Annotated in this window: 16 protein-coding genes; 11 read left to right on the top strand and 5 right to left on the bottom strand. The window is 47.1% G+C overall.

Annotated elements, in window-relative coordinates; all coding sequences use genetic code 11:
* Window positions 1-75 precede the first annotated feature (75 nt).
* The gene (locus NOM90_RS15670) at window positions 76-903 is read left to right on the top strand and encodes an alpha/beta fold hydrolase (protein ID WP_255943274.1); all 828 of its coding nucleotides are present in this window, start codon (window positions 76-78) and stop codon (window positions 901-903) included.
* A 79-nt stretch (window positions 904-982) separates the two neighbouring features.
* Here NOM90_RS15670 and NOM90_RS15665 read toward each other — a convergent pair whose 3' ends face one another.
* From NOM90_RS15665 to NOM90_RS15655, 3 genes are all read right to left on the bottom strand, one after another.
* Window positions 983-6,046 (bottom strand): discoidin domain-containing protein, encoded by a 5,064-nt coding sequence (locus NOM90_RS15665; protein WP_255943273.1) that lies wholly within the window; start codon window positions 6,044-6,046, stop codon window positions 983-985.
* Between the two features lie 322 nt (window positions 6,047-6,368).
* Complete coding sequence (locus NOM90_RS15660) at window positions 6,369-7,355, bottom strand: sensor domain-containing diguanylate cyclase (protein ID WP_255943271.1); 987 nt, start codon at window positions 7,353-7,355, stop codon at window positions 6,369-6,371.
* A gap of 29 nt (window positions 7,356-7,384) precedes the next feature.
* Complete coding sequence (locus tag NOM90_RS15655) at window positions 7,385-8,191, bottom strand: alpha/beta fold hydrolase (RefSeq protein ID WP_255943574.1); 807 nt, start codon at window positions 8,189-8,191, stop codon at window positions 7,385-7,387.
* A 402-nt stretch (window positions 8,192-8,593) separates the two neighbouring features.
* On the opposite strand from NOM90_RS15655, the gene NOM90_RS15650 reads away from it, so the two are divergent.
* The 3 genes from NOM90_RS15650 to NOM90_RS15640 all read left to right on the top strand — a co-directional run bounded on the left by NOM90_RS15650 (window position 8,594) and on the right by NOM90_RS15640 (window position 12,057).
* On the top strand, window positions 8,594-9,595 hold the full coding sequence (locus NOM90_RS15650; protein ID WP_255943270.1) for a BMP family lipoprotein: 1,002 nt from the start codon (window positions 8,594-8,596) through the stop codon (window positions 9,593-9,595).
* A gap of 20 nt (window positions 9,596-9,615) precedes the next feature.
* On the top strand, window positions 9,616-11,283 hold the full coding sequence (locus NOM90_RS15645; protein ID WP_255943269.1) for a methyl-accepting chemotaxis protein: 1,668 nt from the start codon (window positions 9,616-9,618) through the stop codon (window positions 11,281-11,283).
* Between the two features lie 219 nt (window positions 11,284-11,502).
* Window positions 11,503-12,057 (top strand): NADPH-dependent FMN reductase, encoded by a 555-nt coding sequence (locus NOM90_RS15640; protein WP_255943268.1) that lies wholly within the window; start codon window positions 11,503-11,505, stop codon window positions 12,055-12,057.
* Window positions 12,058-12,146: 89 nt separating this feature from the next.
* Here NOM90_RS15640 and NOM90_RS15635 read toward each other — a convergent pair whose 3' ends face one another.
* Entirely contained in the window at window positions 12,147-12,899 is a 753-nt protein-coding gene (locus NOM90_RS15635; RefSeq protein ID WP_255943267.1) for a TerC family protein, read from the bottom strand.
* A 228-nt stretch (window positions 12,900-13,127) separates the two neighbouring features.
* On the opposite strand from NOM90_RS15635, the gene NOM90_RS15630 reads away from it, so the two are divergent.
* Window positions 13,128-13,940, top strand: coding sequence for an alpha/beta fold hydrolase (locus tag NOM90_RS15630; RefSeq protein WP_255943265.1), 813 nt, complete (start codon window positions 13,128-13,130; stop codon window positions 13,938-13,940).
* Window positions 13,941-14,006: 66 nt separating this feature from the next.
* Window positions 14,007-14,738 (top strand): MORN repeat-containing protein, encoded by a 732-nt coding sequence (locus NOM90_RS15625; protein WP_255943264.1) that lies wholly within the window; start codon window positions 14,007-14,009, stop codon window positions 14,736-14,738.
* A 61-nt stretch (window positions 14,739-14,799) separates the two neighbouring features.
* On the opposite strand, the gene NOM90_RS15620 is transcribed toward NOM90_RS15625, so the two are convergent.
* Entirely contained in the window at window positions 14,800-15,429 is a 630-nt protein-coding gene (locus NOM90_RS15620) for a YfbR-like 5'-deoxynucleotidase (RefSeq protein ID WP_255943263.1), read from the bottom strand.
* Window positions 15,430-15,668: 239 nt separating this feature from the next.
* Between NOM90_RS15620 and NOM90_RS15615 the strand changes: the two genes are divergently transcribed.
* From NOM90_RS15615 to NOM90_RS15595, 5 genes are all read left to right on the top strand, one after another.
* A complete protein-coding gene (locus NOM90_RS15615) occupies window positions 15,669-17,024 on the top strand; it encodes an extracellular solute-binding protein (protein WP_255943262.1) in 1,356 nt (451 codons plus the stop codon).
* A gap of 87 nt (window positions 17,025-17,111) precedes the next feature.
* Window positions 17,112-18,005, top strand: a complete 894-nt coding sequence (locus NOM90_RS15610; protein WP_255943261.1) for a carbohydrate ABC transporter permease — start codon at window positions 17,112-17,114, stop codon at window positions 18,003-18,005.
* A gap of 54 nt (window positions 18,006-18,059) precedes the next feature.
* Window positions 18,060-18,941: a carbohydrate ABC transporter permease gene (locus NOM90_RS15605; RefSeq protein ID WP_255943260.1), complete on the top strand. Its 882-nt coding sequence runs from the start codon at window positions 18,060-18,062 to the stop codon at window positions 18,939-18,941.
* Window positions 18,942-18,950: 9 nt separating this feature from the next.
* On the top strand, window positions 18,951-20,753 hold the full coding sequence (locus tag NOM90_RS15600; RefSeq protein WP_255943258.1) for a cache domain-containing sensor histidine kinase: 1,803 nt from the start codon (window positions 18,951-18,953) through the stop codon (window positions 20,751-20,753).
* Complete coding sequence (locus NOM90_RS15595) at window positions 20,750-21,919, top strand: response regulator transcription factor (RefSeq protein WP_255943256.1); 1,170 nt, start codon at window positions 20,750-20,752, stop codon at window positions 21,917-21,919. Before NOM90_RS15600 ends, NOM90_RS15595 begins: the two co-directional genes overlap by 4 nt.
* The last annotated feature ends 59 nt before the right edge of the window (window positions 21,920-21,978 follow it).

Below are 21,978 nucleotides of genomic sequence, written 5' to 3'. Positions count from 1 at the left end.
CTGTCTCAAAACTATTTGTGTAAACAAGAGGTTCTAACCTGTTAAAATAAATAGGAATAAGTTAGGGAGGTAGTTATGGACGTTCATCTATATCGTAAAAAATTAAAGTTGAAACATATCGAATTGTTTATACTGGATACTCAAACCGAAGGTCCAGTAATCGTATGTCTGCATGGGCGTTGGGGACGAGGAGAAACGTGGGCAGATCTGATGCGCCGGTACGGAGATCGTTATCGCGTGATTGCTCCCGACCAACGCGGACACGGACTGAGCAGCAAACCGATTTCTCGCTATACCGCCGAAGAAATGGCAGAAGACGTCATTAAATTGTTGGATACGCTTGGTCTATCTTCGTGCATCTTGATCGGTCATTCGATGGGTGGGCAAAATGCGGCGCATGTTGCGGCGATGTATCCGTCTTATGTCTCGAAAGTCGCGATTTTGGATAAGACGCCGGAAGGACCTAAAGTTCGATTACAGACTCCGCCTGAAGAAATAACGGCGATTGACCCGCTAACTGCCGATTGGCAGTTACCTTTTTCAGATCGTGCTCAAGCTTCCAAGTTGATGAGTCAAGAACTGGATAGTCAGCTTGCCGTTGATTATTTTATGAATAGTCTGACCGAAACCGAAGAAGGTTATACGATGATGTTCAGCCCGCAAGCAATGGCGGCAAATATCGCATACAATATCGATTGGTATGATCGTTTAACTGAAATCTATTGCCCTGCATTGTTAATTCGAGCGAAGGACGGCGATAATATGCCGGATGACGTATGGGAAAAGGCGAAAAGTCTGCTGCCCAATGGGATCGCACGCGAAATGCCGGGTACCGATCATAACGTACATTTAAGTCATCCTGAACTTTTTTATACTTATTTAGATGAATTTTTGCAAATGTAACAAAAAAGCCGTCCCAGTTTGCCGAATGATTCGGCAGACCGGAACGGGCTTTTTTTATTTCGGTTAATTCGAGTGTAACTTAACGATACAGATTCAATTCGCTAACCGACCACCAATAATCGGACGAACCGGTCTGCGTGATTCGTACATAACGCGCGGTTTGGGAATCGCTAAGCGTAGCGTCGATCCCTTGCGGGTTACCTTCGCCTGACGTTACTTGCGACCATTCTACACCGTCAGCAGAAATCTCGATGGTATAGTTACGTGCATAATCATCAGGTGCAGATTGTGAGGTTAATTGAACACGAGAGAAATCTGTATCTGTGCCCAGATCAACGGTAATCCATTGTCCCGGCGATTGCACTTCGCCAGAAGACCAGCGGCTTGCCGAATCGCCGTCAAGCATCGCTGCAATCGGATATCCGGCTTGCTCGGGCATCGAAGTCGTGACTGCCCAGTTGCTGCGATCCAGTAGCGTCGGTATTCCATCGTCGATTGGCGTGTTCTCGGAATCGGGAGCAAAAAGGATCAATTCCGACATCGACCACCAACGGGAATGACTTTCGTTCAATTCGATTTTGATATATCGCGCCGATTGCGGAGCGAAAGATGCCACAAGGTCGTCTGTAAATCCTTGACGCTTCGTAATCGCTTGACCCCAATCTTCGCCGTCATTCGAAACATAGACATTATAGCCGCGGGCGAAATCATCCGGGCTGCCGCTGCTATCCATCAGCATTTGGCTAAATGTCGTTTCTTGTCCCAGATCAAGGGTCAGCCATTGACCTTCACGTTGCTCGGTACCTGTTGACCAACGCGTCGCGTGATCTCCGTCAAGCAAAGCAGCCGGTTCTTGCCCGGCAACCGAAGAAGAAGCGGTCAGCGTCCAGTTGGCAGGCGTTAAAGCTTTTAATTTACCTGTACCGTTATATTGCACATCCAATTCGGCAATCGACCACCAATTGGACGCTTCTCCGGTTTGAACGATTTTGATATAACGTGCCGCTTGCTCAGGGAACGTGACACGATTGATCGCTTTGGCATCACGTTTGCCGATCGCGACAGGCGCACTCCACGAGGAACCATCTGTAGATAGCAACACTCGGAAGCTTTCTGCGCTGTCGGCAATGGATCCGCCTGCATTCAAGACGACGGTATCAACCGCGGCTACGCTGCCCAGATCGACGGTAATCCATTGTCCATTCGTTTGCGGACGTCCCGACGACCAACGGGTCGAAGCATTGCCGTCTAACATTAAGCTTCCTGGTTCTTCGCTGTTATTGGCAAAGGTCGTAATTTGCCACTCTTCACGGCTACCCGGGCCATTGCCCGGAAGCGGCGTTGTAGGTTCTTCGGGTTCTTCGTTGTCTGCTTCGCCGTTGAATAAAGCTACGCGAAGTTCGGCAATCGACCACCAGCTATCCGCGCTTTTCGTCGATTCGATACGGATATACCGAGCTTGCTGTTGACCGAGCTCTACAGCTACGCCTGCGGATTTTCCGTCACCCGAAGCAACGGGTTCCGACCAATCTTCGCCATTGTCCGAGACGAAGACTTGATAACCGCGCGCGTAGTCGCCGCCGCTCGTCCCCGAGTTCATAAACAACGTATCGAACGTTTGTTTCGAACCCAGATCCAGTTCGATCCATTGCGAAGGATTTTGAGCGGCGCCTGATGTCCAGCGCGTGCTCAAACTACCGTCGATCATATTGGTGACTGGATCGCTGCCGAGATCTGCCGAAGCCGTTAATGTCCAATCGCTACGATCCAAATAACGGATCCCTGCGTTTTCTTTTGGCTCTGTGATCGAATCTTGGGTTGGATCGACTTGAACCAATCCTTTTGGATAGACGACTGCCGAGCCGACTTTACCGCTTGCGTTATAGAAGCCGACTGTTTTGGACGTCGCAGAAGGATTCCAGATTTGAGCCGCGTATTTGCCGTCCGCATTTTTGTATACCGATACGGCTGGATCGTCACTCCAGATCTCCGCAGTACGGCTACCCAAAGCTTTCATCGAATGCGTAAACCAATACGCGTTGAAAATTTCATTTTGCTGCATCACGCTTGGGTCCCATTTGTCGATAACCGCCTGTGGATCGCTCAACGCTTGGAACGGCCAGATGATATGTTGCCAACTGCGTTCGTTGCTTTCATCATTGCCGCTTTGCTTGCGAATATCTTTCAGCAGACCGTCATACAATGTTGCCGCTTTTTGCGGATCGCGTCCGTAAGCGGACATCCATTCGCCAAGTGGCAACCAATGAATTCCGTAAATATGCTCGGCGTCGCCGGAGAAGAACGTTGTATACGCGTAGGCGCTGCCATAGACGTGACCGGCAGTTTCGTGCGTATATCCGGGCAAGAAGTTATCGCCGTCGTAATCGAACCAATACTGCTCGGCAGCTTTCAGTTCGGTCGTGAAGCCCCAGATCGCGGCGTCGCGATACGAATCGTTGCCTGTCATTTCGCCCCACATAAATTGTCCGACCCAACCGAACAGCGCTTCGCCTGCCGCTTCTTGGTTGTTGCCGCTGGCATTATCGGCAAAGCCGCCTGCCCACGAGTGACCTTCGTACGGATCGAAGTTACGCATCCACGGATACATGGAATCAGTACGAGAAGGATTCGCATAGTCGCGAATCAAATGCTCGACCATTTCGCCGTAATCGCGCACAAAACTTTCGTCGTACTGACCGAGTACCGCCGAAGCGAACGCGTAATAGCCATACGTGAAGTGGTGATCGGTTAAGCCCGTATTCAGTCCAAATCCGCTGGCATACGGGAAGATCGATCCCCAAGCCGGTGAGTAATGGAAGTAATGCGAATGTTGCGGTTCGTCTTCGGAATACGTATACCAATCGCTTAGAATGTTACGAAGCGTTTTGAGATACATATCTCGGCGATCAAGATCTCCGATCTGATCGCTGACGAGTACGCCCATCGCTAACGGATGCAGCTTTTTGCCTTGCCAATACGGATCGCGGCTCATCAGCCCGCCCGCAATATCCGCATCCAACATATCCAGATACGCGCTAAGCTCTACGCGGGAATAACCGCTGGAACCGTTTGGTTCTGCGAACTGTGGCAATAATCCCGTAAACTGGTCTTGCGTCGTGAACGTATTGCCTTCATGAACTTTTAGCGTGCCGCGCACAGACGGATACGATAAATCGGTCAAAGGCGATGTTGTAATCTTCCATTGGTGCGGAAGCAATGTCGCTAACGTTTCGTTGGGCATATCCGAGCGTTTGCTTTCCGTTGTCGCTGTAAATTGCGTCGTCACTCCAGCAGACTTGGCATCATAATCGTAATCCACGCGAGTATCGGTCACGAACGCATAGCCGTGCGAGCGATATAACGCGAGATCATCTGCCGAAGGCAGCGCGGCAAGCGAGAGATAAGCTTCTTCCGGGAATTTAATTTTGATCGTATCCCCAAGCTTCATCATCGTTGTGCCGGGAGGCACGAACACGCCGTAGTTGCGTTCAAACGTCTGCTGCTGCGGCGCACGGTCGGTATTCGTAATGGTCAGACCGAGATGGTCTGCGGTAATCGCTTCACCATCTTGTAGTTCAATCGTACTTCCAGACTCATCGTAGAGACGCGTCAGATTAGCTGTACGAAGCACGACCGAATCCGATGTTTCGAACGTGTTGTACAGATAAGGCGAACCTTTGACAAACGTGGTTTTCATTTTCGGCGTCTTGTCGTCACTCATCATGACATCGACCGAATAATCACCATATCCTGTTACCGTCGTTTTGACTTTAGACGGATCGATCGACGTTTCGTTAATGTACAGATCCGGTTCACCGTCGGCGTTGACCGAACCGCCATCGGAAGAAGCGTATCCCGCGCCCGGTGTCAGAACAGCAAGACCCATAGGCGTATATTTATTTTTAAAAGGAAGAGTGATCACGCCGTTGCTTTCGCCTAGGTTGAAGATCAATAGCGATTGCCACCAGTCGTTAGAAGGAAACGGAGCTTTCAGTTCTTCGGAGACGAACTTAGGGCTGCGCGGTTCCAGCTGCGACAGGTCGCCAATCTCGTAGCTGCCTGCGCCGACTTGAACTTTTTCGATTTGCGGCATGTCTGGAATATCATAAACTGGCTTGTCGTCGCCTTCACGGTATTCCAATACTTCGAATTCAAATAATGAATAACCGAAGTCGTTGCCACGGGCTAGACCCTGCATTTTGACGTAGCGAGCTTCGGTATACAGATCGATTTGCTCTTTTTTACCGGAGCCATCTAATTGTCGATAAATCGTTTTCCAATTTTTCGCATCGTCGGAGACTTGAATGTCATAAGCACGGGCGTACGAATTTTCCCAATCGAAACGCACTCCGCCGATGGTCTCCACTTTGCCAAGATCGACATAAATCCAACCGTCCGGCAAATATTTCGAAGCCCAGCGTGTATTCGGTTTACCGTCAGTCGCATTTTCAGCCAAATAATTGTTCGGCGTCGGTCGTTCGTTTTCCGGTCGGTTCAGGTGTTCATCGATTTCAAGCGACGATGCCGTGACTGGCTTATTCAATGCCAGATTGATCGGAGCAGGGCGAGTATCGCTAACTACGCCGCCCGTTCCGTATACACGGAATTCCCAGATTGAGATCCCGTAAGCGGATTGTGAACGAGCTGTACTAAACAGCCGAATATAGCGACCTTGTTCCGGCGTGGCAAGCTTGATCTTTTCTTGACCACCGCGTCCGTTCGTTACGGTGTGAATATCGCGCCAATTCAGCTCATCATTCGACACTTGAAGTTTGTAAGCCGTGGAATACGCGCCTTCCCAATCGATCTCCACATCAGAAATCTCGGCTGTTTTGCCTAAGTCCAAATAAATCCACTGCGGATCTTTTTTCCAGACACTTTCCCAACGCGTGCTGGATTGACCATCAGTGACTAGATTCGGCGTGCTTCCTCCAAGCGACGACGAAGCATAGACCGGGCGATTTGCAGATAATAGCGAGATGCCATTATTCGTTTCAGCCGCGTAACTGATTGTAGGTGCTGCTTGCCACACGCTGCCGACCCCTCCAGTCAACAGCGTAAAAGCGAGCGCCACGTTGATCCAACGTGTTTTTTTGCCGCTTGGCTGCAAAGCACGAACCTTTCCTTTTTTGTTGTTCTCCACCTGTCCAACTCCCCCTATATTCGTGATTCGACTACAGATCGACTGCAATCGCACACCCTTATATTCGGACATGTTTGACGATTTCCTCTAGTTTTTTTCAAAAAAATGTGAGAAACCTACTGAAAACGTAAAAATAGTCTTAAGGTAGCGGTTCTGTAGAACTAAGCGAACAAGCAAAATCAGAATGTTCATATAGAAAAGACGATCGGTATACAAAAACGTTTGAAACAAACGAACCTTCATAAAATACGAAAAAACCGTCTCCTGCATAAAGACAGGAAGACGGTATGGGAAAGGGAAAATGCGAACAAAAAATATATGATTAGCTGTGCGCCAACTGCTCAGCGTGAACAACGCGGTTACGTCCGCTAGATTTGGCATGATATAGCGCAAGGTCGGCACGTTCAATCAATGTTTCTTCTGTTGAATCCGATAAAGACGTCTCGGCACCGATACTGACGGTCACTTGATGCAAGCCGAGAGGCGTCTGCTCGATCGCAGATCGGATTTGCTCCGCGACCTTTAATGCTTCGGCTGAATGAAGAGTCGGAAGCAATACGACGAATTCTTCGCCGCCAAAGCGAGCACAAATACTTCGAGAACCCGCAGTTTTGCGCAGCAACCGAGCAAGCTCGATGAGTACGAAGTCACCTACCGGATGTCCGTAAGTATCATTGATGTTTTTGAAATGATCGATGTCGATGATCAGTAGCGATAAAGGCGCTTTGTGATCTTTCGCTGCGAGTAATTCGCCGCGTAGACAATCTTGGAAAAAACGACGATTATGCAAACCCGTTAATGGATCGGTCGAAGCCAACGTTTCTAAATTCCGGTTAATTTCAAGCAATGCTTGTTGTTTGCGCTCGTATTCTTCATGCAACGATTCAAGACGCGAATTGAGCGCGCTCGTCGCTTGATACAATTCTTCGAGTTGTTGCTTACTGCGTAGCGTATCTTTTTCATACTCTAGTCGTTTACGCATAAGAAGCGCGACGCAATCGATGAGCATTTCGCCGCCGCGCTTTTGCCGTATACCGTTGATCAGTACCGGAACGCTCTGCTTGTCTGTAGATCGAAAAGAAAAGTACATTTCATCGACACGTTCATACAGCTGAATATGCGGATAAAAATACGTATGGAAAAACATTTTATTCGTTGGCGACATCACAGTCTCGATATGTTTACCAATCAAGTCTTCGGCATTAGCAATACTCAGCATATCCAAAAAAGTACGGTTCACGGATTGTACAAACCCGGCTTCGGAAATCGAGAAATATCCGCCAGGCGCGTAGTCCAATTGATTATCCATAACGTTATACTGCCTTTCTTTCAATAAATTTAAAGACTGTCCAAATAAGCATCGATCGTGCGATAAGTCTCGTCCGGTTGACTAAGCTGCGGATAGTGCCCTTTTGCCGACATACGGTTCAGCGTACTTTGACGAAGATGTTCATGCAGATATTCTCCTACTTCAGGCGGTGCGATACTATCGTCGGAACATTGCATAATAAGCGTAGGAGTCTGAACGCTGGACAACAGATCGCGACAGTCGCAATAAAAAGTAACTTCCGCAAATTGTCGAGCGATTCTCGGGTCACGCGAAGCGAATTGGCGTTCTAGCTCATCTGCAAGATTGCTTCGATCTGCATTTTGCATCGCGACAGGTGCCATATAGCTCGCCCAGCCGCTAAAGTTCAGCTGCATCATTTCGAGTAATTCATCAATATCTTCCCGGTCAAATCCGCCGTAATAATTCGGAAGATCGTTCAAATAGCGGGGCGAAGGCCCAACCATAATCAATCGGCTAAAAGCTTCAGGCTGCATCGTCGAAGCTACAGCGCCAATCATGCTGCTTACCGAATGACCAACAAATACGACATTTTTAAGCTCAAGCGCATCCACTACATCGAGCAGGTCGCGAGCATAACCTTTTAAACTTGCATATTTTGCCGGATCATACTGATCGATGTCCGACAATCCTGAACCTACGTAATCGAAAAGAACAACCCGATAACGATCAGAAAAACGAGGGGCGACCAGTCTCCACATCTCTTGATCGCAACCGAATCCGTGTCCGAATACAAGCGTCCGAGGGCCTTCTCCGAGTATAGTCACATGATTGCGTTTCAAAATATCCACTTGTATCGATCTCCTTTTGCGGTATCCCGACATCTAAATTCACATTATCAAAGTGTCCCATATTTACATAAAAGCTTAAAGTGTCTTTTTACTCATTATGATAACGAAAAATGTCGGATCTTGGTAGATGGCTTTTATGTTTTATTGAACATCAAAAAGGATTTGGAGAACCTTGGTGTTTCTTTGCACATCTTTCTCTTTTCTTTTTTAACCAATTGTTTACTAGATTACCGCTATCATAGGGAGCTTTAGATAAGAGGAGTAAGTGTTTAACTTTTTTTGTCATTTTTCGACACTCATTTATTTAATTAAACGGTAAAACGGTGCTTTTGCTCTAACAAGTTGGCGAGAAAGTGGCGATAAAAGAGTAGACGTTTATGATGAATGAATTGGGGTGTCTACATGTTAATGAATAAAAAAATCAAAAGTTTAACGGCTATGCTGGCTTTGGCTGTGACAGTCTCTCTAACCGCTTGCTCATCGGATCAAGCAAACACGGCAAGTGCAGCAGAGCGTCCTGAAATCGGGGTCGTTTTATCGGAAGTAGGTCTTGGGGATCAGTCTTACAGCGATGCGGCTTTTCGTGGATTAGTGAAAGTCCGCGATGAGGACGGCGTACTGTTTGATTATAGAGAAATCGAAAAAACGGGCACTTACGACGAAGCGTTCAAGCAGTTGGTTGAAGCCAAAAGCGATTTGATTATTGGGCTTGGATTCATGGTCAAAGAAAGTTTGGAAAAAAGCGCGAAAGAAAATCCGGATCAGCAGTATTTGATCGTCGATGATAAATCCGATTTGCCAAATGTCGCTTCGATTACTTTTAAAGAAGAAGAAGGCAGTTACTTGGCAGGTGTCGTAGCGGGCATGACCACCAAAAGCAATCATGTCGGATTTTTGGGAGGGGTTGAATCTGACTTGCTCGCCAAATTCCAAGCGGGTTACGAACAAGGGGTAAAAGCCGCAAATCCGCAAGCGGATGTCAAAACCGTATACGCAGGAGATTTCGGTGCTCCTGATCTAGGCACAAAGATTGCGGCTTCGATGATGAAAGACGATGGAGTTGACGTCATTTATGCAGCAGCGGGTCTGACAGGCGTTGGAGCTTTGCAAGAAGCACAAAAAGAAGGAAAATATGCAATCGGCGTCGATACCGACCAATTTTTTATTGCAGAAAAAGCAGTCATCACTTCGATGGTGAAGCATATCGACAATTCGATTCTTTCGGTTGTTCGTACATTTAACGAGAACGGCGGCAAATTCCCTCAAAAAGATATGGTGTTCGGTCTTAAAGAAGAAGGTGTCGGTGTAGCTCCGATTCGCATTATTGAGTTAACACCGGAGCAACAAGCTCAGATCGATGATCTGACGCAAAAATTGATCTCGGGCAGCGTCACTATTCAGCTTCCTTAAAACCGGACGGAGGAGTTCTAATGAAATTACAAGGTAAACTGCTGTTAAATGCGATGGTTTCGTTGATCGCGTCGTTAGCATTGGTCGGTTATATCATTGTTCAGTTGTTACAAATGAATTCACAAAATCAGACGCTTGTACCGGACATGCTTAATGTGCAGCAGTTGAATGCGGATATGGGAGCTTTGAGTCAATCGCTCGACAACTACTCGTTCTCGATGACCGAAAGCAACAAAGCCGAAGTCACAGGTCAGATCGAAGCGGTAAACGCAAAGATTACGCAGCTCAATAATCCAGAAGAAACAAGTTTGGATACCGAAGAACAAATGAAATGGTTAGCGTCTTTGTCGGATAAATTCAAAGATTTGTCTGACGCATCGCTAAAAGCGTTAAATGAGCAAGACAGCACAGAAGCGAAGCGCCAAGCAACAAGAATCCAAGGCATTCAAAACGATGCGTACCGACTCGATTTGTTGACGAAAGAACGCTACGATCTTTACACATCGAATTTGACCGCGGATATCGAGTTGACGTGGGAGATCGCATTAGTTGGAGCTGTCGTATTGCTGGTTGGATTCGGTGTATTCAACGTCATCTTCGCCCGTCGGCTTGCTCGGCGTACACGTACGCTCAAAGATGCAGCGGTACGTATCGCAGACGGCGACTTGAGTGTGAGTTTGGAAAAAGCAAAAGGGAAAGACGAACTGGATGAGTTGAACGGAGCCTTTATCCTGATGACCGATAATCTACGCGGCATCGTTCGTTCGATTGAAAATAGCGGCGGAGTGCTGGATCGCGTAGCCAGTGAACTAGACGGGCAAAACGATAAAATGCAAGAGATCGTATCGCAAGTGGCGACATCGACCGAAGAATTGGCGATCGGTAGCCAGCGTATTGCGGAAGACCTTGGACATACGGTCGAGACGGTGGACGGCATGCAGCGTAATTTCGAAGTGAATTTGTCCGAAACGCAGCAATCGTCTTCGGCAACCGAAGAAGCGTTGCGGTTTGTGGAGCATGGCGAATCCGTGATGCGCGAGCAATTACAGATTACGACTCAAAACCGCGCTGCGATGTCCGAACTCGAAAAGACGGTATTGGAATTGGAATCCAGCGCGGAGCGGATTACGACGATGACGCAGCATGTTGCGCAAATCGCGAAGCAGACCACATTGCTCTCTCTGAACGCTTCTATTGAAGCGGCACGCGCTGGAGAAGCAGGAAAAGGCTTTGCAGTCGTAGCGGGCGAAGTCAATAAATTGGCGGAACAATCGGATTCGGCGGCACGCGAGATTTTTACGACTGTCGAAGAAATTGCTGGCGCAATGACTCGGGTAAAAGGTTCGGTTGAGCAAAGTCTGACGTTGTTCCAACGTCAAGAAGAAGCTTCGAACACAACTGAACAATCATTTGCCGAGATCAGTTCACAAGTTCGCCGGATTTCCGGTAGCGTCAATAAATTATCGGAAGACATGCAGCAGTCTCGCCGTCTCAGCGAACAGGTTCAGCAAGCTATTGAAAATATCAGCGCGGTGACGGAACAATCTGCGGCAGGAAGCGAAGAAATTACGGCTTCTACCGATGAGCAGAAACGTTCGTTCCAAGAAATTGGCGGCAAAGTCAAAGAGCTGCTCCATGTGCGTGAAGAGATGCAGCGCGAGTTAGCACGATTCAAGTTAGACGCTTAAAAGAATACAAATAAAAAGTTCCGGTTCTATTCTCTGACGAGTAGAATCGGAACTTTTTTATACTCAAAAAACTTTCTATAAAAAAGTAAGTAAAAAATGTTGCATCTCAAAAAAAGACGTGCTATGATTTATTCATAACAAAAAGTTAGTAACGTTAAAAATTACACAAAAGACAAAACAGATACTCAACCTACTTAAACTTAATTGGAGGAATTAATCATGGAAAAATTAAACATCGGTATCATTCTGGGAAGTACACGCGAAGGTCGTCTGAGCCCACAAGTTGGCGAATGGGTTCAAAAAATCGCAAATGAACGTGGCGATGCGAATTATCAAATCGTGGATATCGCGGATTATAAATTGCCACTGCTTGGTGAAGCTGATGCGACAGAGCAAGCAACAGCTTGGAATACGAAACTTGCTGAACTGGATGGCTTTGTATTTATCGTCCAAGAATACAATCACAGCATTTCGGCTTCGCTCAAAAACGCATTGGACTACGCTCGCGAAGCTTGGAACAACAAAGCAGCAGGTATTGTCAGCTACGGTTCGGTAGGCGGAGCACGTGCAGCCGAACATCTTCGCGGCATCATGGGCGAACTGTCGATCGCTGACGTTCGCGTACATCCGGCATTGTCGTTGTTCACTGATTTTGAAGATTTCGCAACATTCAAACCATCCGATATTCACCTGGTGAATGTGAATGGGATGCTTGATCAAGTATTGGCTTGGAGCGGTGCTCTTAAAACGCTTCGCGTACCCGCTAGCGTGTAAGTAGCAGTCCCTCTGTTCACATACCGTTTATATAGAAAAGAAGGCGGATTTCCCGATTGGGAAATCCGCCTTTTGCTTAGGTGAAAAACTTATTGCGCTGCATTTTTACGAACACGAATACGGTTAATGATGAACGTAATCGCGAAGACCGCAATCAGAACGCCGAAGAACGTACCGTGACTCATATGATAAATACCCGCTGTATCGAGGATCATTTTCATCCCGATAATAAAGATCAGTACGAATGCCGCGTTTTCAAGCTCTGGAATTTTATCCATCAGCTTCAAGATCAGCGTAGCGACAAGACGCATCATCAAGATGCCGAGCAGACCGCCAGTAATCAGAATCCAAGGGTTCGGCGAGATCGCGAACGCAGCGAGGATTGAGTCGATCGAGAATGCGATATCCATCATCTCAACCGTGATAATGGTGCGAACGAACAGGCTAAGACCTGTTTTGGCAAGCAATTTGGAAAGTGCCGAATCTTCTTCTTCTTCATCGTCGCCATCGCCTTTTCTGGCTTTATCCCAGAAGTGCTTGATTGCGATCCAAAGAAGGTACGCAGCGCCGATATACTTGACCCATGCGATTTGAACGAGATAAATACCGATGCCGATTGCGATGATACGGAAAATATAAGCTCCCCATAATCCGTAAAGCAAAGCTTTTTTGCGTTGCTTTTCTGGAAGCTTGTTGACGATTGCGGCAAGAACCAATGCGTTGTCCGCCGACAACAGTCCTTCGATCACAATCAGCGACAAAATGAATCCCCATCCTGCAGGTGTAGCAAACGCCTCAAGGAAGGTACTCATTTCAAACAAATGGCTATATCCCATTTCCATTCTCTTACAACCCTTTCCTGTTCATATGTGTGTAGTTACAGTAGTACCTTTGTTATACGAAACTTAATCCGATACGTTTCAAACATTTTTAGAAAAATTTTAACCTAAGTCAATCTTTTTTAAACGTTTTCTTTGTGTGCATATTTTAGTTGTTCGATTCGTCAGGTAGTCCGTAGGGGTAACGGGTAGAAAGAGATTGAACAGGCAAAGAAAGGCGGCGGACGCGTCATGAATCGAACAGCCTATTATACGATCGGCAAATCTAAATTTTATGTATCGGTGCAAGGTACGGGGAGCCCGCTTGTTTTGCTGCACGGAGCTTTCTGCAATCTCGATGTATGGGACGAACATGTCGAGCTGCTAGCGCGTAGTTTTACCGTGATTCGTTACGATCAGCGAGGAAGCGGACGCAGCGATGTCATCAACAGCACTTTTTCTCATCATATCGATCTCAAACAAATTCTGGATACGCTCGATCTGCCGCGCGTTTCTATCGTCGGTTCGTGTACCGGAGGGGCAATCGCGCTTGATTTTGCTTTGGCTTATCCCGAATATGTGGAGCAGTTGATCTTGGTAGCTCCTTCGCTGAACGGAACGCCGCCGCCGCTACGACTGATCTGGGAGCGATTACTGGATCATCGGCGCGTGCAAAGCGAAGGAATCGAGCGCGCGGCGGCGCGTTTTATGCGTAGCCGGTATTGGCGGTATATCGTGCCGAGAGAACGCAGGGCGCGTGCCCGGTTAAAAGAGATGTATTTGGCAAACGGCGTACATTACGAATCGCGTCTGAGTATGCAGCGTCCGCTGATGCCGCTAGCTCGCAGACGTCTGCAACAGATTCAATGCCCCGTTTTCATTGTAGAAGGAGAATGGGATTTGCTATTTAACCGAAAAGTCGGTCGTTACATAAAAGAAGAAATTTTGCAGTCTTCGCTCATTAGAATGGAAGGTTGCGGTCATTATCCGCAGCTTGAACAACCGCTCGAATTTGCGGGAATCGTGATGAGTGCGTTGAAAAGTTCGACATCGCGCCGATTTTAATTCTTCAATTTAATGAAATTCAGACGATAAAACTTATATACATAGAGTAACGAAGGGGGCTTAGATATGAGAAAGAAACTCCTAACGATCATCGCCTGTTTTTCGCTGACTTTTTCCGCTTTTACAAGTGTTGGAGTGACTTCCGCGCAAGCGGCAACGCCCAAACAGTGGCTACAGATTTCACCGAGAACCACCTATTACGGAGAAGTGGCAAACGGCAAACCGCACGGCAAAGGCACAATCAAATGGGGAAGCGATAAAATCTACTCCGGTACATTCGTAAACGGAAAACGAAGCGGAAGCGGCAAATACACCAACATTTATATCGATCCGCAGACAGGTAGACAACATACGGTTGTCTATACGGGAAATTGGAGCGGCGATACTATGAGTGGAAGCGGGACGAAGATCGAGAAAGTCACAGAAATAGACGGGCAGCCTTTTTCACATGGTATTCAAGTCGGAGCTTTTGCAAGCAATCAGCTAAGCCGAGGATATGACGTTGTTCACGCAAAAACAGACCCGGATTATAGCTTTTCGTACCGTGGAGCATCGTATCGACTAGATATTTTGGGAAATAATATGAGCTTGGTGGAGGATTGGAAAACCGGAACGTTATTCGATGTGAAATATCGCAAAAACAAGATCAGCAAAAGTTATTCGCTATTTCAAGGAAATACAGCAGCCGAAGAAAAAGCGCGCCTGACGTCTCTGAAATATCTGCAAAGCAAAACAAGCGAAGTCACTCCGATCTTATGGCAGTTCAAAAAAATATCGAATCGCTTGACGTTAAAATAAAAGGCTACCAGCTCTATACGCAACAAAAAAGTTCCCGAGGCAGAGGTTGCCTGGGGAACTTTTATTGTGCCAAAGCTTCTTCGGTAATGCGTTTGATATCGACGGACGAGAGCGTTTCTTCATTGACCATTTCCGGTAAAATATGCGCTAAAAAGTAATCGACGCAAGCCAGTTTGATTTTTTTGATCTTCACCAGTGCATTGCGGTACATGACGATGAATTCTTTTTCCGTGTTGCCTTTTTGCAGTTCAGAGAACGCTTCGTACACTTGATCCATTTTATCCGCGACTTCCAAAATCAATCCTTCGATCGAATCGTCTTTGCCTTCGCGCAGTTGTCTACGGAATGTCGATTTGAATTCATCCGGAATATTTTCTTCAATAAAGTGTGCGATCATCCCTTCTTCGACTTGCTGGATCAGATGTCTGAGTTCCGGCGAAGAATGTTTCACAGGCGTTTTGATATCTCCGATAAAAATTTCCCCGTAATCATGACTGCTCGTGATTTCGTAAAGTTTTTTCCAATCAATCGTAGCGCCATGTTGTTCTTCGATATTGGCCAAGGTTTTGGCATACTGCACGACTTTCCAGGAATGAGCCGCGACGCTATGTTCTTCGAACTTGAATTTGCCGGGGCAACGGATGATTCGCTCCAGCCCGGTCAATGAACTGAAATAACGATGAATTCCCATAATGGTTCCTTCTTTCCGTAGATTTGAAGTTCTAAATTTTGAAGTAAGACATGTTTAGTATAGCGGCTCTCTATTCGGAGAAGATCAAGGCAGTATGAAGTATAGATTAAAATGTCGAAAAATCGACCTCGAAAAAACAAACATCATCTCTGAATAATTTCCATTGTATGCGTTTACAAAAAAGACCATAATAACGCTAGCAAGAGTAACCAAACCACGAATCAAGGGGAGGCAATACAATGACAAAGAGAAAAATGAAAATTTTCGGCATGGCAATGACAGGCGTTTTGGCACTGAGTCTTAGCGCATGCGGCGGCGGTGGAACGACCAATAATGCAGCGGGTGGCTCAGGTTCCGACCCAGCAGCAAGCGGCGGCGATTCTGCTTCTGGAGAAAAAGTGACGATTACGTTCCAAAACATTTATCCAGACGCAAGCGATCCAAAAAACAAAATGATGAAAAAGATCGTCGATCAATACCAAAAAGACAATCCGAACGTCACGATTGAATTGGATTCGCTGAATACCGACCAACAAAAACTCAAACTCAAAACGCAAGCGGCTTCGAAAGAAGTTCCGGATATCACAGTGGTGAACCCGGCAGCACAAATGCAGCCTTTCGTTGACGCGGATCTGTTCGCACCGCTGAACGATATGGTTGAAGAAAACGGTCTGAAAGATACGTTCCAATCCGGAATTTTGGACTACTACACATTCGATAACAATCTGTATGCACTGCCGGACGGTAACAATATCGGCGTCGTGTACTATAACAAAAAGTTGATGCAAGAAGGCGGCGTAGAAGTTCCGACAACATTCGAAGAAATGGTCGCTGCGGTAAAAACGTTGAAAGAAAAAGGCATTCAACCGATGGTTATCGGTGAAAAAGATAGCTGGACAGGCTCGTTCTTGTTCATGAATATCTTGCTCAGAACCAATGGCGGTCCAGGCTTCTTGCAAGAAGTATTGGATGGCAAAAAGACCTTCGAAGATCCGGCTTACGTGGAAGCAATCACAGCTTTCCAACAGTTGGTTGACGCAGGCGCGTTCCAAGACGGCGCAACGTCGTTCGATTACAATGCAGGCGAAAACTTGTTCAAAACAGGCACAGCAGCGATGTACTTCATGGGTAGCTGGGCAACAGGCGGTATCGAAACCGCAGAAGTGAGCAAAGACGGCAATGTCGGCGTATTCCAGTTCCCGACTGTAGGCGGCAAAGGCAACCCGGATGAGTTCATGTTGGCACCAGGTAGCGCATTCGCAATCTCGAAAGACAGCAAACACCTGGAAGAAACCAAAGACTTCCTGAACTACTTCATGCTGAACTTCCCGAAAGAAGCTTTCGACGTGAAAGGTGCAGTCGGTATCGCTCAGAACGTCGACGGCGACTTCAAAGCGGCAGGCTATTCGGAAATGGCAATGAATGTACTGGATCTGTTCAAAAAAGTAAAAGGTGGAGACTTGGCGTTCGATAACACGATGAATCCAGCGACGACGCAAGTGCATTTGTCGGGTACGCAAAGTCTGTTCGTAGAGAAGAAAGATCCTGCGGCAGTAGCGAAAGAACTGCAAGCGGCTTACGAAGAAAACAAATAAAGAAAGACAAGCTGGATGGAGATGCAGAAGGGGACCCCAGAGTCCCCTTCTCTTCGTCAGTAGCATGATGATGCAGGAGGTGGATTCATGAACGTATTAAAAGTATCTCGTTGGACGATCGCCGCTTTTATCTTGCCGTGTCTGATCGTGTATGTGGGTCTCGTATTCGTTCCGATTTTGGTTTCGCTGTACAGCGGTTTGTTAGATTGGAACGGGATTGGTCAATCTACATTTATCGGGCTTGAAAACTACGTCAAAATGTTTACGCGGGATGCGGTATTCTGGCCGGCGGTTCGCCGAACCTTTACGCTTGCCGGATTCTCGATGTTGGTGCAAGTTCCAGTCGCACTTACCGTAGCAATCTTGATTACGCGGTTTGTACGTCGACCGAATTTCTTGGTTTCCAGTTACTTTTTGCCGGTTATTTTGTCAGTCGCAATCATTGGGCAGTTGTGGAAAACGATCTACAATCCCGCTTCGATGGGCGGCATGATTAACCAAATTTTAACGAGTGTAGGTCTTGAATCGTGGACGCATTCTTGGCTCACGGAGCCAAAGATCGCGATCTATGCGATTATTCTCGTCTCGTTATGGCAGTATTTGGGTTATCATATTTTGATTCAATTCACGGGCATTCAAAATATCCCGAGCGAAATTTATGAAGCGGCAAAAATCGACGGTGCGGACGGATTCAAAGCCGATCGTTATATCACGTTGCCAATGGTGTTGCCAATCTTGAAAATTTCGATCGTATTGTCGTTTATCGGATCGCTGCAATCGTTCGACCTGATTATGGTCATGACCGGCGGCGGCCCTGCACACGCAACCGAAGTGCTTGCCAGCCATATGTACAATATGTCATTCCTGACGATGCAATATGGATACGGAAGCGCAATTGCCAATGTCCTGATTGTGATGTGTCTGGTTGCAACGGTACTGATCAATCTGCTGTTCACCCGTATGGAAAAACGTTATTCGTAATCATGGAAGACACTGCATATTTTTTAATCTAGCCAAGAAAGGGGGGCTTTGCCCATGAGTCAATATGCAAGTTCTGCCGGTTCGAAGCCCGCGTTGAAAGTTCGGACTCGCCGATTTTCAATCAAATCGTTGATTGCGTTCGCATTGTTTGGATTACTTCTTTTGACGCAATTGTATCCGCTGGTCTGGCTCCTGATCTACTCGCTCAAAACGAACGAAGAAATTTTGTCGGGCAGCTTTTTCTCTCTGCCTGCGCAGTGGCAATGGAGCAACTATCAAGGGGCTATCGAAGGCGGCAACTACCTGCGTTATCTCGGGAACAGTCTATTCGTAACCGTAACGACAATGGCGGGTGTTATTTTCTTATCTTCTTTAGCCGCATTTGCGATTGCTCGTTTCCGCTGGAAATACGGTCAAATCGTGATGTTGCTATTTTTGCTCGGTATGATGATTCCGATGCAAGGAACGTTGCTCCCGCTGATGATCATCTTCAAAAATATTCATATTTTGAATACGCATCTGGCGTTGATCTTGCCGTATATGGCGTTCCAAATGCCGATCGCCGTGTTTATCTTAAGCGGGTTTTTACGTAGTATTCCGCATGAGATCGAAGAGTCGGCAATCATGGACGGAGCAGGAGCTTTCCGCATTTTCCGTAGCGTGATTTTGCCGGTCTCGATTCCGCCGATGATGACGGTCTGTATTTTGACTTTTATCAATGTATGGAACGAATACATTCTCGCGGCGACGTTTATTTCTTCGGAACAGTTGAAGACTTTGCCATTCGGCGTGTATAGCTTTGTCAGTCAATATTCGGTCAACTACGGCGCAATCGGAGCATTCCTCGTGCTTGCCGCATTGCCGGTTATCGTGGTGTACTTCTTGTTGGCAGAAAAAATTACCAAAGGCATGGTAGCAGGTGCCGTTAAAGGTTAAGATGGGTTTATGAGACGCTTAACGAAAAGAATGAATACGATCTACGGTCGTTTGTTTCCGGTATTTTTGTTCAGTTTGCTCGGTCTGCTGTTGATTGTGAGCCTAGTCTATTATCAACGGGCGACCGAGCAAGTCCGGGATCAAGTGGGTACACTCGCCGAAAAAAATATGTCGCAGACGGTCGCATTATTTGAACAGTTGCTCGACGGTTATGATAGCGTTACCAAAACACTTGGCAGTAACGGTGAACTGATGCGTTTGCTGCGTCAGCCGTATCCAGAATCTGCTTCCAGTGCCCAAATTCAATCCGAACGGCGGATCACGGATATTTTAGGCGCTCTTTTTTATTCGCGGAGCGATATTGTCGGGATTCATGTGTTATCCGATCAAGGGAAAGTGTATAGCTTCGTACGTTCGACAGGAGCTTCGACGCAAATCTATCCAAGCAAGCCGTGGCTATCCGAACTCCGGCGTTCCAAAGGAGATATTCGGTGGCTCGGTGTATACCCTGAATCGCTGATGAGCGGCTGGACGAACCGGCCTGTTTTTGCTTTCGGTCGTCAAATTTTCGAACTGGAAAATCTAAAATCGGTCGGGTACGTGTTAATCGAAGTCGAAGCGGATGCCATTACGTCCGCTGTGTCCAACGCAAGTCTAGGGCAAAATACGCAAGTGGCGATTCAAGACGGAGCGAGTAATGACATTATTCGAACCGGCAGCGAATCGGAAGCTTGGCAATCGATCCCGCCGGGTTGGCCCGGTTTTGTACAGACGGGACAGATTCGTTCATACGAAGGCGGCGATTGGTTGTTGACTGCCGCGCAGGTCGAGCGAAATGGTTGGACGATTTTGCGTGCTTCGCCGCAAAGCGATCTCAAGCTGGAACTGCGGGAAACGCAGCAATTCCTGCTGACCGTTATCGTAGCGTTGATCATAGCCGCGACTTTATTGTCGACTATCGTTTCGCGTTCTTTCTCTTTGCCGTTCAAGCGGCTGGTTCAACAGATGAAACAGGTCGAGACCGGTAATTTCAAAGGGCAAGTCCATATTCAGTCGTATCACGAAATCAATGTGTTGGTCGGTTCGTTTAACCGAATGGTACGCGAGATGGATGGATTGGTTGAAGGGATCAAACAAGCTTCGATCAGCGAAAAAAACGCTCAATTACAAGCGCTACAATCGCAAATCAATCCGCATTTTCTTTTTAATACGCTGGATATGATCTATTGGATGTTGGACGAACGCGAAGACGATCGGTTGGAAGAGGTCATTTTGGCGTTATCCAAAATGTTCCGCTACAGCAGCGATTGGGAAGAAGGCGCGAAAGTACGGTTACGACTAGAGTTGGAGCAACTGAAATCGTATCTGACGATCATCGAGACCCGGCTCGGCAGACGGGTATTAACGCAGATCGATGTGGAAGAACGCTGGTTGGACGCGCCTGTTCCGAAAATGATTTTGCAGCCGATTGTCGAAAATGCAGTCAAATACGGATTGGAACCTCTGCAAGAAGGAGGTACGCTTCGGATTTATTCAGAAGTCGACGAGCACAATCTACATATCGTCGTGGAAGATAACGGAGCCGGAATCGATCCTTTGACGTTGCAACGTTTGGAAAAGTGGCTTCAAAATCCGCCAGCGGCAACGCAGCATATCGAAAGCGGACGAATCGGAATCGGGCTGCTTAATGTACAGCGCCGGATTCGTCTGACCTATGGCGAAACTTACGGACTTACGATTCATAGCACACCGGGAAGCGGAACTTCGGTTAAAGTCACGTTTCCGTTACCCGAAGAGGAGGACTTTGCGTGAATATACTCGTAGTGGACGATGAACCGATTATCCGTAATGGGATTCAGCGTACAATCGAACGGGCTTTTCCGCAGCATCGAGTTGTTCTTGCTTCAGGCCCCGTCGAGGCGACCCAATGTTTGAAAAGCGAGTTGATCGATCTGGTGTTAACCGATGTGTTGATGCCGGGTATGAATGGGCTGGAACTGATGGAAGTGTCTCGAACGCTGCATCCCGATGCCAAATGGGTTGTCATTTCGGCGTATTCCGAATTTGAATATGCCAAAAAAGCCGTTCGACTCGGAGCCGTCGATTATCTGCTCAAGCCGATCGGCAAAGATATTTTACTTGAGCTGATCAAAAAAATGGGCGAAGAAATCGCCGAGCGTCATATCCGCGCCAAAGAAAGTCTGCTGCTCAAACACAATTTGCGGTTTTTGCGTGAAGCGGTGTTTGCAAGGTGGGCTTCAGGTCTGGATCTGGGCGGAATCGATCTGCCTTCCTTCACGGAATCGTATCCGAATTTTCATCTATTGATGGTGCATGTGGAAAGCGATACCGATACGAAACTTGAGCATTTTATCGTTGAAAACGTGATGAGCGAGCTTATTACGTCATTTGGAAAAGGGTTCGTTGCAAGCATCGATGCCAAAAATTTGCTCGGGCTTGTGAAGCTGGAACGCGGAAGTCTAGCCGATCTGAACGAGGAACTTAGAAGTTGTCTCAAGCGGTATCTGAAAAAACCGTTCCAACTGTTTGTCTCCAGCCAGATCGAAGACCCATCCCAAGTACCAAGCGAGGTGCAGCGTATGCGTGAGTCGTCGGAATATCAGGTCTACGATCATTACGCAAGCGGAGGCGAGCAAGCGGTCGAAATCGCTCTACAATATATTAAAGCTCGTTACGGCGCTGAATTATCGTTGGAAAAAGTCGCTTCGGTCGTTTATTTGAATCCGGCTTATTTCAGTCAATTATTCAAGCAAAAAACCGGGCAAGGCTTCAAAGAATATATTACGCAGCTTCGATTGGATCATGCGATGGAAATGTTGAGCGAATCGGAGCTGAAAGTAGGCGATATTGCGGAGCGCGTCGGCTACCCGGATGTCCGTCATTTTTCTCAAGTGTTCCGTAAAAAAATCGGCTGTACGCCGTCGGAGTATCGGGAGCAGATTAAAAGCAGGTGTTAAGTTCAAAATCTAGTATTTAAAAATTTTCAAACTTGTCATATTTTTGGTATGCAAGCTGG

Source organism: Saccharibacillus sp. JS10 (genome assembly GCF_024436065.1).
Lineage (GTDB): Bacteria > Bacillota > Bacilli > Paenibacillales > Paenibacillaceae > Saccharibacillus.
Note: the sequence above shows the minus strand (reverse complement) of the source record. Positions and strands in the feature narration are given on the sequence as shown.